A 14,174-nucleotide genomic window follows, 5' to 3' on the forward strand; every position below is an offset into this window, starting at 1 on the left:
TAGAGATTAAAAACTTACCCACAATTTCTGTGGATAAGTATGGGGGTTGCAGGGTATAAATAGCCTAACTAGTTAATTATTAAATAAATAATAGCTAGGCTATAAAAAGCACACGTTGTGTTTAATGTGCTATTAGCGCTTCTGCTTGGGCTGCCTGAATTGCAGTTAAGGCGATTGTATACACAATATCATCGACTAATGCACCACGGCTCAAGTCGTTTACGGGTTTGCGCATACCTTGAAGCATAGGGCCGATACTTATTAAGTCGGCACTGCGTTGTACTGCTTTATATGTTGTATTACCTGTATTTAAATCTGGGAATATAAATACAGTCGCTTTACCAGCTACAGGGCTGTTAGGTGCTTTTTTAAGTGCTACATTTTCCATTATAGCGGCATCGTATTGTAGTGGGCCGTCGATAATTAAATCAGGACGTTTTTGTTTTGCTATTTTTGTGGCTTCACGTACTTTTTCAACATCGGCACCCGTACCTGATGTACCCGTGCTGTAGCTTATCATGGCTACACGTGGCTCTATGCCAAATGCAGCTGCAGAGTCGGCAGATTGAATCGCTATGTCAGCAAGTTGTTCAGCATTAGGGTCGGGGTTAATTGCACAGTCGCCGTAAACTAACACTTGATCAGGTAGCAGCATAAAAAATACGGATGATACTAGTGATGATCCTGGCGCTGTTTTAATTAACTGCAGGGGCGGGCGAATTGTATTGGCAGTGGTATTTACCGCGCCCGATACTAAACCATCTACTTTACCTTGCTCAAGCATCATTGTGCCAAGTACGACGTTATCTTGTAGTTGCTCTTGTGCTACTACAGCAGTTAGGCCTTTGCTTTTACGAATTTCGACCATAGGCGCAATATAATCATTTATAATACTTTTTGGCTCGATGATACTTACATGTTCGTTTAGCTCAATACCTTGCTGCTGTGCAATACGCATTATTTCTTCGCGATCGCCAAGCAATATAGTTTTAGCAATGCCACGTTGACCACAAATAGCAGCCGCTTTAATTGTACGAGGTTCATTCCCTTCTGGTAATACTACGGTTTTATCTGCTTTACGTGCTTTATCGGTTAATAAATAACGAAATGCAGGTGGTGATAACTTACGCGTTTTGCCTACACTTTGAGCTAGAGTATCGAGCCAGCTTGAATTGATATGTTCTGCGTTGTGATCTTTTACTTTTTCAATGCGTTGGTCATCATCATTTGGTACTTCCATATTAAAGTTATGCAGTAATAGTGATGTGCGCCATGTGTCGGCATCGGTTGCGAGTATTGGTAAACCGGTTTGCATGGCTTGTTCACACAAAGCCATAATACGTGGCTCTGGCTCAAAGCCACCGGTGAGTAATATAGCGCCAAGTTTAGTGCCGTTCATAGCAGATAAACACGCAGCAACAAGTATGTCTGAGCGATCGCCTGGTGTTACTAATAAAGCACCTGGCGTAAAATAATTTAAAATATTAGAAACCGTACGAGCGCAAAAAGTGATACGACGCAGGCGACGATGAAGCATATCGCCTTCGTTAATTATTGTTGCTTTTAAATACGCGCTTAAGTCTTTTACGCGTGGCGCTACTAAGTCAAAATCCCACGGGATTGCGCCAAGCAACATAAACGGATTTTTTTTAAAAATAGGTAAAGACGCTAAACGATTTAACTCGTTTTCAAGCTCTTCGGGTTTGTAAGCGTCGACTAAATCGGCGCGTGCACGGCCTTCTTCATCAAGTGGCGCATTTACTTTATTAAAAATACAGCCCAGTACACGAGGATGATCGATTCCACCGTAATTACCTGCTGCAATTTCTAGGCGGTCTTCTATTTGAGTAATGGTGTAATTACCAGGGGTAAGTACAAATACAATTTCAGCGCCGAGTGTTTGCGCAATTTCGCGGTTTACACGCCCAGCATAAGGTTGGCGACGAGTAGGCACCATACCTTCAATAATAGCTACTTCATCGTCGTTTATTTTACTTTCAAAGCGTTCAACAATTTCCTCTAGTAGATCATCACCTTTACCGTCGCCAATCATTTGCTCAGCATAATCAAGAGCAAAAGGGGTGGGTGGGTTAATAGGTGAACCTTGAGTGACTATTTGTGTTGATTTTTCAGGACCTGTTTCGCCTGAACGAGGCTGAGCGATGGGTTTAAAAAAGTTAACTTTAACTGTTTTTTGCTCAAGAGCGCGAACTAAACCAACTGATACCGACGTTAAACCCACACCGGTAGACACAGGAATTAACATAATACGACGTGCCATATTAAAGCTCCTTTACGATGTTAGCGGCATCAAGTGCAATAACCCACTCTTCGTTGGTCGGCATTACTACCACTTTGGATGAAGTATTGGCTGAACTAATAATACCTTGATTACCAAAACGTGCATCAAGATTGCTCTTCTGGTCACAACTGAACCCTAAAAAAGCTAATTGATTAATGACATTTTCACGTATGATATCGGAGTTTTCGCCAATGCCGCCAGTAAATATAAGTGCATCTAAACGTTGTAATGGTACCATGTAGGCTGCAATTTGTTTGGCTAGTCGGTAGCAAAAAATATCCAGCGCTAAACGTGCTTGTTTATGTCCGGCAACAGCGGCTTCTTCAATCGTTCGACAATCGTTAGAGAGTTCGCTAATACCTAGTAGGCCGCTTTCTTGGTTTAATAAATTATCTATTTGCTGAGCGTTGTAACTAAGCTGTGTAGTTAAAAAATTAAATAAACCGGGGTCAATATCTCCACTGCGAGTACCCATAACAATACCAGCCAATGGCGTTAAACCCATACTGGTATCAACACTTTTACCATTTTTTATTGCAGTAACAGAGCAGCCATTACCTAAATGAGCACTAATGAAATTACTCTTCTCTATAGGCTGATTTAATAATTTAGCAGTTTGTCCTGCTACATAGTAATGACTTGTGCCGTGCATACCATAGCGTCTTACACCGTAGCCTGTATAAAGCTTATAGGGTAGGGCGTAAAGGTAGGCAACTTCATCCATAGTTTGATGAAATGCTGTGTCAAATACTGCTACTTGGGGTAAACCTATAAATGAAGCTTGTGCAGATGAAATACCTAACAAGTTCGCATGACCATGTAGCGGCGCTAAAGAAGACGCTTTAGTAATACCGTTAATTACGTCTTCATCAATTAAGACTGACTTTGTGAAATGCTCTCCGCCATGAACAACACGGTGCCCAACAGCAATAAGGTGCTCATCAAGGTTATGATCCTTTATTAAGCTTACAAGCGTATTTATAGCCTCAGCATGTGCTTGATTAGCCGCTAAGTCGATAACCGTCTTAGTTCCATTAAATTTGTATTTAATGGAGGGGGCTTTGGCGCCCAAGCGTTCAGCAAGGCCTGATATAATTTCGTGACCGTCGTTTGCATCAATAATGGCAAACTTTAAACTAGAGCTACCACAGTTTAAAACTAAAACATGTTGGGATTCAGGGGAGGTTGTTGGCATAGATTCAATTTCCATAAACAAGTTTAGTAAGTGAACGTTAATACGTGATAGTTACACTTACGGTATTAAATAAAGCTAAAACAATTAAATGTTCAACTGCAAAGTGGTTAACTCAATGTTAAATATTTTACCTTATTTATGATGTTTAAGTTAGGATTGTTCGCCATTAAAGGGGAAATTTAAGCTCTTTTACTGAGAAAGTGTAACTCCCTCATTTTGTGTTACACTTTGGTATAGCTCGTTTTCTATTGTATTTAAAAGCAGTATCTGTGAGGAGTCATGATGCAAAAAAGTGTGATGTCACAACTACAAACAGGCCGTTTGTATGGTAAAAAATGGCCAATGCGTAAAGAGCTTGCGCCTTTGTTTTTAGAGTTTAGAGTGATTAGAGCGACTGAGCTTGCCATTACAGTAATGCCAATCTTGGCTATGCTAACGTTGTTTTTTCAGCTTAATTACTTAGGTTCTGATTTTTTACCGCAAGCTATTGCGAGTGCATTATTTTTTATATCGTTACCTTTACAAGGTTTATTTTGGTTAGGTAAACGAGCGCAAACGCCTTTAGATCCTGCGATGCAAAAATGGTACAACGAGCTGTACACTAAAATGGCGGCTAATGGATATCAAACGCAGTTAAGTGAGAACAAGCCCCGTTATATGGAGCTTGCTAACTTACTTAAAGATATGTTTGAAAAAATGGATAGAGCATTTACTAAAGAGCAGTTTTAGCGGGTTATACCATCATCTATTTTGGTAAACTGAGTAATATAAAATGATAAGGTGACATTGTGTTCACCTTTTTGTTCGAGTGCTGTCCAGTGCTCGGGTCTAAATTTCCATGCAAATGGCGTCATCATTATTAAGTTTTTAATATCAGTAAAGCTAAGCGCTACATGCTCTGTTAAAAGAGTCTGTTCTGCTTTTTGAAACCCTTTTGGCGTGGCTATTTCAGTATGTTCGTTTACTTCTGAATATATATACGATTTTAGCTCTTTTAAATGATAAGGGCCTGGGCTTGCTACTACTAATGTTGCGTTTTTATTAGCAAGACGTTCAATCTCTTCCTCAAACAAAGGTGCAAATACGCTAATAAGTACATCAGCAAATTGACTTTTAAAAGGCGCTTGGCTAATTGATGCAACACTAAAATAGCAATTAGGGTAGCGCTTTGCCGCATATTTCACGGCAGATTTTGAAATATCGACACCGTATACAACTGCGTCTGTTTTACTTGCTATTGCTTGGGTATAAAACCCTTCACCGCATCCTAAATCTATAACCGTATTCGCACTTATTCGACCGACTAAATCGCTAAGATTTTGTTGTAAAAAGCGGTAGTATCCACGCTCTAAAAATGCGCGTCTAGCTTGTACCATTTCAAGGGAGTCGCCTGGTTGTTTTGAATTTTTTTGTTGCACAGGCAGTAAATTAACATACCCTTCTTTGGCAAAATCAAAGCTGTGGTTATTAGCACAACGAAGTGTTGAATCAGCTTTCAAAAGTGCGAGGTTACATAGCGGGCATTGATATTGTAGACTCATGAGTCTAGGTAGTCCTTATCGTAAAAAGTTTTTACCCAATGCGGGCGATAGGTGATCATAATTGTTATAGCCATGCCGTTGAGCATTGCTTCAGGAAACCAAATTATGGCACTTAAATAAACGTAGTTATCTGCAAGTTCTTGCCAATTGTATTGCCCTATAGCTAAGTAAAGTAAAGCACCTAGGCCTATTTTTATACAGGCTATAAATCCTGCGGTTATAAACGCACAAACAAATATATAAACAAAAAAATGACGAGGTAAATATTGGTAACTAATTATAAAGCCAAGATAGCTCAATAAAATAGGAATAAACGCACCAATAAACAGTTGTACTGGTAACAGCTCAAGTTCAATTTGACCAAAGGCAGCGAGTAGCGCTGTGGCAAGTAGGCTACTTAAAATAGTCAATCGCCAGCCTAAAATTAATGTAGCAGCCGTAACACCTAGGATGTGTAAATCAAGGCCAGTTAAAATGCCAGCCTTTATTCGCCAAAGCACTGCAAACACTAACGCACATGCAAGAACTCCAGTTTGACGGGCTGGCGTATTAAGCAATGTTTTATATGTTTTTTTATCAAAGCTTAGTAGGGCAATAATAATTACAAGGGCCCAAAGTAGCCCTTGTATTGTTATGCTGAGCATAGTAATTACTTAAATGTTGACCATATAGGGGCATGATCTGAGGGTTTTTCAATACCGCGCAGTTCGTAGTCAATACCAGTATCTATACAGCGTGCTGCAAGCTCATTAGTCGCAAGTACTACATCTATTCGAAGCCCTCGGTTATCTACAAACCCTTTAGAGCGATAGTCAAACCACGAATATTGATCGTCTGTTTCTGGGTTTTGTTCTCTAAAGGTGTCTTTAAAGCCCCAATTAAGTAATGTTGCAAGCCATTCACGCTCTACCGGTTGGAAAGAACATTTACCCGTTTTTAACCAACGCTTTGCATTAACTTCGCCAATACCAATATCTAAATCGGTGGGTGATATGTTGATATCGCCCATAACAATGACGTCTTGATCAGGGGTGTGGTTGGTTTCAAGGTGTGTCATTAAATCTTTATAAAATTGTCGTTTATAAGGAAATTTAGTTTCGTGATTAATATTATCACCTTGTGGGAAATAGCCATTCATGACTGTAAGGTCGCGACCGTTATCTTGTTCAACAGTGACGCTTATCATGCGTTTTTGAGATTCCTCTGTATCGGTAGCGAAGCCTTTTAAGACCGATTTAGGCTCTTTTTTGCATAACATAGCTACGCCATAATGGGCTTTTTGGCCATGAAAGTAGACGTGATATCCCATTTTTTGTACATCTTCTAGTGGGAATGCTTCGTCATGAACTTTAATCTCTTGCAAGCCAATAACGTCTGGTTGATGTTTGTCGATAATTGCTTGTAATTGGTGGAGACGAGCACGCAGACCATTGATATTGAAAGAAATCACTTTCATAAAATTTACCTTAAAATTGGATCTATTTAATGAATTAAATTGTATCAGTAAATACGCGTACATAACATGACTGAAATGAGAAAATAGCTGCACAAATGTTGATCAATTGGTGAGTAAAGTTTAAACATTGTAAATGCAGTATTAATTATTTTAAATAAATAAAAAATTCAATTGAACTTAACTTTATTGAATATATAATGCGCGAAATTCACTTGTTTAGCTCGTTCAAATAGGATCTCTCATGAAAACACAACTACTTTTAGCTACTGCTTTATTAGCATCTGCAACTGCTTCAGCACAAAGCAATACTTACTTCAGTCAAGATAATAAAATTGAGTCTAAGTTATGTGTACTAAGCGCAAACGAAGGCTTTAGTGTTGCTCGTAAAGAAGCTGCTCAGCACGGTGTTTACTTATCTCGTTTTTCTAAAAGCATTTTATGTAATGGTGAAGATATTCGCGATATTGCTAAAAAAACGGCATTAAGCAACGCATCAGTTGAGAAAGTAGAAGTATTTGCAAAAGATGCTCAACAAGAAACTCAATTATGTATGACGGCTTTAAAACAAGGTTTAGCACCTGTTCGCCAAAAAATTGGTAACTTAAACTCATTAAAATGTAATGGTCAAAACGTTACTGAGTTTGTTAAACGCTACCAAAACGCAGCAATCTAATTATTAGCTGAACTATATAACTAAAATTGAGATACCTGGTTTTACCGGGTATTTTTTTGCAAAAATTACAAGGTTGTTTGCAAAGCTTGCAAGCTTAACTCATTGAAACTGTTCAATAAATGCACCAATCAAGATTAAGTTGTTGATTCTTATAAGTTAACTATTATTGGCATTGGATTTGTATTAGTTAAAGTGACATTTAATTAATTACGAAGGATACGTCTTATGAAAAAGTTAACATTAGCAGCCACTATTTTAGCATCATTAAGCCTAGCGGCTTGTTCATCTAATCAAGGTCTTGAAAGAATAGACAGTGACTTTGCAAGTTTAGATAATGACAGCGATGGCTACATCTCAAAAGTTGAAGCTGATGACGATAGCATTTGGGGCCATTTTTCAAATATTGATACCAATATGGATAACGAAATTAGCCGCAAAGAATTCAACACTTACATGAAGTTAAACAATGGTAAAGTAGCCACTGATTCTGAAGTAAGTGAGTCGGCATTTAAAGCTGAAATCGCTAAATTCGATAAAATTGAAAGCAGCTTTTCGAGCTTAGATAACGACAGTAATGGCTATATTTCGGTAGTTGAAGGTAACGATGATGATATTTCAAATCACTTTGGTTACATGGATAAAAACCAAGATAAGCGCATCAGTAAAAGCGAGTTTATGGGTTACATTAAAAAATACGGTAACGCAGTAGCTGAAGATGATGCATTAGAAGCCATTAAACACAGCTAATATTTGTTGTTTTAAAGAGTAAATTAAAAGCCAGTGATAATCACTGGCTTTTTTGTGTTTAAAATCTAGTTATTTAGTAGATATATTTTCCTAGTTTGGCGTTGTTCTGTCATAATAGATGGCTGTGTATTTTTATTTGTTAAGGGTGTGTATGGCTGGTCGGCGAATTAGTGATGAACAACTAGTTGAGATCATTGAAGCAGCTATTTTTGTTGCAGATAAGCCTGTGAGTAAACGCCACCTTAAAGATACTGTATTAATAGATTTAGCTATTTCTATGGCGCGAATAAACGACGCAATAGATACAATACAAGAACATTTTCAAACTCGTGGTATTCGCTTAGTTGAAGTTGGTAGCGGTTATCGTTTTCAGGCATGTAGTAGTTTAAGCCCTTGGTTAAATAACTTGTGGCAAGAACGCGCACCAAAATACTCGCGTGCTTTACTGGAAACATTATCACTTATTGCATATAGGCAGCCCATTACGCGCGGTGAAATTGAGCAAGTAAGGGGTGTTACTACGGGTTCGAATATTATTAAAACCCTACTCGAAAGAGAGTGGGTTAAAGTGGTAGGGCATAAAGAGGTTCCGGGTAAGCCGGCTTTATATGCAACTACTAAACAATTTTTAGATTATTTTTCGTTAACTGGACTTGAAAACTTACCTGCGCTGCCAACAGAGCAGCAAAGTAAAATTAACCAGTTATTGAGCGATCCTTCTGTGAGAGAACCATCCGAATGAGTATTATACAAGGTGAAAAGTTACAAAAAGTCTTAGCCCGTGCAGGCGTAGGCTCACGCCGTGAAATGGAAAAATACATTGATGCAAACCGCGTTAGTGTAAACGGTAAAGTGGCAAAGTTAGGAGACCGTGTTGAAGAAACCGATTTGATTCGTGTTGACGGGCACACTGTAAAGATTGAAGAAAAAGCAGATAGAATCTGTCGTGTGATTATGTATAACAAACCCGAAGGTGAGTTAAGCACACGTAAAGATCCAGAAGGGCGTCGTACAGTATTTGACCGACTTCCTCGTATTGATGGTGAGCGTTGGATTGCGGTTGGCCGATTAGACGTTAATACTTCGGGTTTGATGCTCTTTACTAATGATGGTGAATTAGCTAACCGCTTGATGCACCCAAGCTATGAAGTAGAGCGTGAATACTCTGCGCGTGTATTTGGTGAAGTAACCAATGAAACGGTTAAAAACTTACTACGTGGTGTTGAGCTTGAAGATGGTCCAGCCAAATTCACGACTGTAACCCCTATGGGTGGCGAAGGCGTTAACCGCTGGTTTAACGTAACGTTAAATGAAGGACGTAACCGTGAAGTACGTCGTTTATGGCAGTCTCAAGATGCGGAAGTATCTCGTCTTATTCGTATTCGTTACGGTAAACTAGAGCTTGATAAGCGCGTGCCACAAGGTGGTTGGATGGAGTATGATTTAGAAACAGTAAACTACTTACGCAAAACCGTTAAATTAGGGCGCGAGACACAAACTAAGCTTTCTGTTATGCCTGAAAAACGCAAAGATAAACGCGCTAAAATCAACCAGATCCGCAAAGCAGTTAAAAAACACAATCAACGTGTTAAGCCTACCAAACGTAAATAATAAATTAGTTATTTATTGCACACAAAAAAGCCGCTAATTGCGGCTTTTTTAATGTGTTGTTTAAATTTTTTAAACTCTAAATTACTTTTTTACTTGAGCATCTAACGATTCGCCATTCACATTACTAGAATCGTCACTCATTAAATATAAATATGTAGGCATTAAATCCTCTGGTGTAGCAAGCGTTTCTCTATCTTCGCCAGGGTATGCAGCTGCACGCATAGAGGTACGCGTTGCACCTGGGTTAATACAGTTTACACGAATATTCGTTTTACCTACTTCACATGCCCATGTTTGCATCATACCTTCTACTGCGAATTTTGAGATGGCATAAGGCCCCCAAAATTCACGACCTTTTCGACCTACACCTGATGACGTAAATACTATCGATGCATTATCAGACTTACGAAGAACAGGAAAAAGTGCTTTAGTGATCATAGCTTGTGCAGTCACGTTTACTTTCATTATGTTTTCGAACGTAGATGAGCAAAAATGTTCAAGCGGACCGAGTGACCCTAAAATACCTGCATTATTAAGCAATCCATCAAGGCGTCCAAACTGATATTCGATTGTTGCAGCAAGGTCACGGTAGTTTTGCTTCGTTGCGCCTTTTAAATCCATAGGGACTATTGCAGGTTTAGGGTAGCCAGCATTAACAATTTCATCGTAAACACATTCAAGTTTATTAGTTGTTTTTCCTAATAAGATAACTGTAGCGCCGTATTTTGCATACGTAATTGCTGCTACTCGGCCAATACCATCACCGGCGCCTGTTATTAAAATAATTTTATCTTTAAGTGCGTTTTCAGCCGCTTGATATGTGTGCATAAAAGTACCCATTCATCTATTTTTTTTGATTTTAACATAGCGAAACGTGAAGTAATCGAATTTATTGTAAAATTAGGTGGCGAAAATAGAAACTTTACGTTAAGTTTAACTGGTCTAATGTCTCATTAATAACCTGATTACATTGTTTTAACTTAATACACTGATTAAACACACTATAAAAATAAAATATGTGCGGAGCCAACAATATGAAAAAAATGCTACTTTCACTCTCTGTTACAGCTGCCTTGGCAGGTTGTGGCGGCGGAGAAACGTTAGAAGATGTTAAGAACGACACAGCAACCGTTATTCCAACAGCAACGGTTACTTTTGACCCTGCTGCAGGTATCTTATCGGTACCTAATGATTTATTAATGAGTGGAACCCAAGACGGTACACTTAATATTCCTGGAGAATTAGATGACAACAATGTGTCTATTTCTCGAGCAGCTTATGCAGATCCTCAGCTTGCTCTAGGCGCACTTGACGGTTGGTCTTCTCAGGTTCCTTATAAAATCGATTTAACATTCCCACCAAATGTTAGCTTAGATGAAACGTCTGCTGGGACACCAGGTACAGTTCGCATTTTTGAAGTAGTAATGGGTGCAAGTTTAACTGACGCAGAATGTTCAGTTGTTGCTGCCGGTACAGCTTGTAAATTGGTCGGTGAGCTTACTTTTGGTGTTGATTTTGTTACTCAAGCTTCTGGTGATGCCGTTGCAATTATTCCTTTAAAACCATTTACGGCAGGTAGCTCATACATCAATGTACTAACTACTGGTCTTAAAGATTCATTAGGACGCTCTATCGAGCCTTCTTCTACTTATGGTCTGGTTAAGCAAGAAGCGCCATTAATTACAGAAGCCCAACTTGGTTTGCAGGGCGCTGTTAACAGTTACGAAAATGTAGTTGTAAGTTCAGGAAATATAACAAAAGAAGATATTATTTTTTCTAGCGCAATGACTATTCAGTCTGCGGGGCCAGTACTTGGGACAATTAAAAAATTGCTAGCTGCAAGTTTGCAACAGCCTGCGATGCCAACGCCTGCGCTTCAAGTTCCTGAACAACCTATGGTAAATGTGCAACAGGTATTTGCTTCTCAGGGTGTAGAAGTGTCTGCTGCTTTCTCTGGTGTGCAATATCAAAAAGGTAGCATTATGCTACCGATGTATCTAGGTACACCAACGGGTACTGATATTAGTGATTTAAGTGATACATATTGGCAAGGTATGTGTGATAACGCGGTGGCAATAATCGGTTACAAGGCCGTTGCTGGTGATGCATTTCCGACAGATCCTATTAGTGAAAATGATGGTTTATGTTCTGCATTAAGTGACGGGCAATTACGTGACTTAGGACTAGATAGCACACGTCATTTAACAAAATATAACTCCATTCCAAAAGTACAAAGCATGGCAAATGTGCCAGTGCAAGTTACTAAGCCTATTTTACCAATAATTAATGGTGTACGTGCGCAGTTACAATTAGATCCTATCGCAATGCCTGATAGCGGATGGCCAGTTGTTATTATGCAACACGGTATTACAACACAAAAAGAAAGTATGCTTGCTTTAACGGCGCAGCTTTCTATTCAAGGCTTTGCAACAGTTGCTATTGACCATCCAAGACATGGTGAGCGTGGAATAGATGTTGATGGTGATGGAACAGACGACTTTAATGCAACAACGGGTTCTGTGCTTAGTTACATGAACTTAAGTTCATTACTTGTTGCGCGTGATAGCTTACGTCAATCAGCGGCTGATTTATTAGGTTTACGTTTAGGTCTAAACTTTATTAATGATGCAACGATTAATGCGCAAGATGTAACTTACATTGGTCATTCATTAGGCTCTATTGTAGCCCCTGCATTTATTGCACAAGCTAATAACCCATTAGCGCCAACCGTTGACCCATTATTTAATGTAAACACAGTAGCACTTGCAAGCGGCGGCGGCGGTATAGCTAGCTTCTTACTAGAATCAGCTGCATTTGGTCCATTTATTCAAGGTTCAGTACTTTCACAAGCAGGTACAACAGAAGCTGATGAGTTTAACGCGTATTTACAAGTTGATGCAGTGTCTAACTGTGGTGCAGTATTGCCAGATATGGAAGCATATTTAACCTGTGGTTATAACGAGTATGTAGCTTCGTTAACTACAGCTGGCGAAACAAGTAAGCTTACTAATATTCAAGGAGTGTTTACTCAATTTGCATTTGCGGCGCAAACAGCACTTGATAGTGGCGATCCAACTAATTATGCAGCCACTGTAAAAGCATTAGGCACTCCTGTTTATACTAATGTTGTTGTGGGCGATGGTGTTGATAACAAGCCTGACCAAGTGATACCACCAATGGCAGCTAATAATCCTATTTCTGGCACAATCCCATTAGCTAACTTGATGGGTCTTGAAACAGTAAGTACTTCGCAAGCATTGAGTGAAACACCAACAAGCTACTTAGTTAAATTTACTAAAGGGCATCATGGTTCTATATTAACGCCAGCTCAAGATGCTGCACAAGCTGCAACTGTTGAAGGCAGTGCTGCCGCTAATACAGAAATGCAGTTGCAAGTAGCTACTTACTTAGCTGCTCGCGGTCGAATGTTATTAGTTTCCAACCCTGAGGTTGTGACTGATTAATAACCAGTAAAATAATTAACCTTTAAAAGCCACTGAAAAGTGGCTTTTTTTTGCTTTAAAGCATGCTAAATTAGCTGAAATTTATAAATGGAGAAACCAGTTGGAATTTTTATACGAATACGGTTTGTTTTTTGCTAAAACAATTACTTTTGTTATCGCTATAGCAGTTATTCTAATGCTAATAGTTGGCGCTGCAGTTAAGCCTAAAGCCAAAAAAGGTGAAATACAAATTGACGACATATCAGAGCAATTAGTCGATCTTAAAGAAAGTTTTCTACAAAATACGCTGGGTAAAAAAGAGCTTAAAGCACACCAAAAGCAGCTTAAATCGCAAAGTAAAAAAGCAGATAAAGATGAGCCTAAACCTCGTTTATATGTAATTGACTTTGTGGGTAGTATGGACGCTCACGAAGTAGAAAGCTTACGAGAAGAAATAACAGCCATTATCTCTATTGCTAACCCAAGTAAAGACAAAGTACTTATTCGTTTAGAAAGTGGCGGCGGAGTAGTGCATGGCTATGGACTTGCTGCATCTCAGCTACAGCGTATTAAAAATGCCGGTATTCCTTTGAGTGTTGCAATTGATAAAGTAGCAGCGAGCGGTGGTTACATGATGGCGTGTGTAGCCGATGAGATACTAGCAGCCCCTTTTGCCATAGTTGGATCTATTGGTGTGATAGCTCAAATACCTAACTTTAATAAAATATTAAAGAAAAATGATGTGGAATTTGAGCAAATTACTGCAGGTGAGTTTAAACGTACGCTTACTTTATTTGGTGAAAACACAGATAAGGCCCGTGAAAAATTTCGTGAAGAAATTGAACAAACACATGATTTATTTAAAACGTTTGTAAGCACTCAACGCCCAAGCTTAGATATAAACTTAGTTGCGACAGGCGAGCATTGGTTTGCAACTCAAGCGATTGATAAAGGTTTGGTAGATGTTATAAAGACAAGTGATGATGCATTACTGGAGCAGCAACATGAGCGCCAAATTTATAAGATTAAATACAAAATTAAAAAGGGATTAAGCGATAAGCTAGCTCTTGGCCTGAGTAGTGGTGTAAATAAAGTGGGAATAAACTTACTCTCTAAATTTAAATCCCTAAATCCTTAGATTAGAATTTTTTTACGATTCAGTTTAATTATTTCTACTCGAAAAAAAACCTTGATGTATTGCATCAA

13 protein-coding genes are annotated in these 14,174 nt (G+C 38.9%); 7 read left to right on the forward strand and 6 right to left on the reverse strand.

From position 1 onward, the window contains the following. Positions 1 to 121: 121 nt before the first annotated feature. Together pta and H5116_RS00510 are read right to left on the reverse strand one after the other, a co-directional pair. Positions 122 to 2,281, reverse strand: a complete 2,160-nt coding sequence (gene pta, locus H5116_RS00505) for a phosphate acetyltransferase (protein ID WP_002959697.1) — start codon at positions 2,279 to 2,281, stop codon at positions 122 to 124. Between the two features lies 1 nt (position 2,282). Further along, complete coding sequence (locus H5116_RS00510; protein WP_024596542.1) at positions 2,283 to 3,497, reverse strand: acetate kinase; 1,215 nt, start codon at positions 3,495 to 3,497, stop codon at positions 2,283 to 2,285. A 282-nt stretch (positions 3,498 to 3,779) separates the two neighbouring features. Between H5116_RS00510 and yfbV the strand changes: the two genes are divergently transcribed. Next, positions 3,780 to 4,226 carry a terminus macrodomain insulation protein YfbV gene (gene yfbV, locus H5116_RS00515; RefSeq protein WP_024596543.1) on the forward strand — a complete coding sequence of 149 codons (447 nt, stop codon included), beginning with the start codon at positions 3,780 to 3,782 and terminating at the stop codon, positions 4,224 to 4,226. On the opposite strand, the gene H5116_RS00520 is transcribed toward yfbV, so the two are convergent. From H5116_RS00520 to xthA, 3 genes are read right to left on the reverse strand one after another with little or no spacing between them, the layout of a single operon-like run. After that, positions 4,223 to 5,038: a putative RNA methyltransferase gene (locus H5116_RS00520; protein ID WP_182715321.1), complete on the reverse strand. Its 816-nt coding sequence runs from the start codon at positions 5,036 to 5,038 to the stop codon at positions 4,223 to 4,225. The two genes, yfbV and H5116_RS00520, sit on opposite strands and share 4 nt — an antisense overlap. Beyond that, positions 5,035 to 5,682: an energy-coupling factor ABC transporter permease gene (locus tag H5116_RS00525; protein WP_182715322.1), complete on the reverse strand. Its 648-nt coding sequence runs from the start codon at positions 5,680 to 5,682 to the stop codon at positions 5,035 to 5,037. The genes H5116_RS00520 and H5116_RS00525 overlap by 4 nt, the downstream gene beginning before the upstream one ends. A gap of 5 nt (positions 5,683 to 5,687) precedes the next feature. Continuing rightward, the gene (xthA, locus tag H5116_RS00530) at positions 5,688 to 6,494 is read right to left on the reverse strand and encodes an exodeoxyribonuclease III (protein WP_024596546.1); all 807 of its coding nucleotides are present in this window, start codon (positions 6,492 to 6,494) and stop codon (positions 5,688 to 5,690) included. Between the two features lie 241 nt (positions 6,495 to 6,735). Between xthA and H5116_RS00535 the strand changes: the two genes are divergently transcribed. The 4 genes from H5116_RS00535 to rluB all read left to right on the forward strand — a co-directional run bounded on the left by H5116_RS00535 (position 6,736) and on the right by rluB (position 9,525). After that, positions 6,736 to 7,167, forward strand: coding sequence for an exonuclease III (locus H5116_RS00535; RefSeq protein ID WP_154903246.1), 432 nt, complete (start codon positions 6,736 to 6,738; stop codon positions 7,165 to 7,167). A 225-nt stretch (positions 7,168 to 7,392) separates the two neighbouring features. Then, positions 7,393 to 7,914 carry an EF-hand domain-containing protein gene (locus H5116_RS00540; protein WP_002959711.1) on the forward strand — a complete coding sequence of 174 codons (522 nt, stop codon included), beginning with the start codon at positions 7,393 to 7,395 and terminating at the stop codon, positions 7,912 to 7,914. Between the two features lie 151 nt (positions 7,915 to 8,065). Beyond that, complete coding sequence (gene scpB / locus H5116_RS00545; protein ID WP_002959713.1) at positions 8,066 to 8,656, forward strand: SMC-Scp complex subunit ScpB; 591 nt, start codon at positions 8,066 to 8,068, stop codon at positions 8,654 to 8,656. Continuing rightward, entirely contained in the window at positions 8,653 to 9,525 is an 873-nt protein-coding gene (gene rluB, locus H5116_RS00550; protein ID WP_024595359.1) for a 23S rRNA pseudouridine(2605) synthase RluB, read from the forward strand. The genes scpB and rluB overlap by 4 nt, the downstream gene beginning before the upstream one ends. 81 nt (positions 9,526 to 9,606) lie before the next feature. Here the strand turns inward: rluB and H5116_RS00555 are convergent, their stop codons facing one another. After that, on the reverse strand, positions 9,607 to 10,353 hold the full coding sequence (locus H5116_RS00555; RefSeq protein WP_182715323.1) for a YciK family oxidoreductase: 747 nt from the start codon (positions 10,351 to 10,353) through the stop codon (positions 9,607 to 9,609). Between the two features lie 206 nt (positions 10,354 to 10,559). On the opposite strand from H5116_RS00555, the gene H5116_RS00560 reads away from it, so the two are divergent. Both H5116_RS00560 and sohB read left to right on the forward strand, forming a co-directional pair. Then, positions 10,560 to 12,989, forward strand: coding sequence for a VolA/Pla-1 family phospholipase (locus H5116_RS00560; protein WP_182694966.1), 2,430 nt, complete (start codon positions 10,560 to 10,562; stop codon positions 12,987 to 12,989). Positions 12,990 to 13,089: 100 nt separating this feature from the next. Next, complete coding sequence (gene sohB / locus H5116_RS00565; RefSeq protein WP_182681383.1) at positions 13,090 to 14,106, forward strand: protease SohB; 1,017 nt, start codon at positions 13,090 to 13,092, stop codon at positions 14,104 to 14,106. Positions 14,107 to 14,174 lie beyond the last annotated feature (68 nt).

The organism is Pseudoalteromonas sp. SG45-2 (assembly GCF_014164115.1).
In the GTDB taxonomy this organism is placed as follows: domain Bacteria; phylum Pseudomonadota; class Gammaproteobacteria; order Enterobacterales; family Alteromonadaceae; genus Pseudoalteromonas; species Pseudoalteromonas distincta.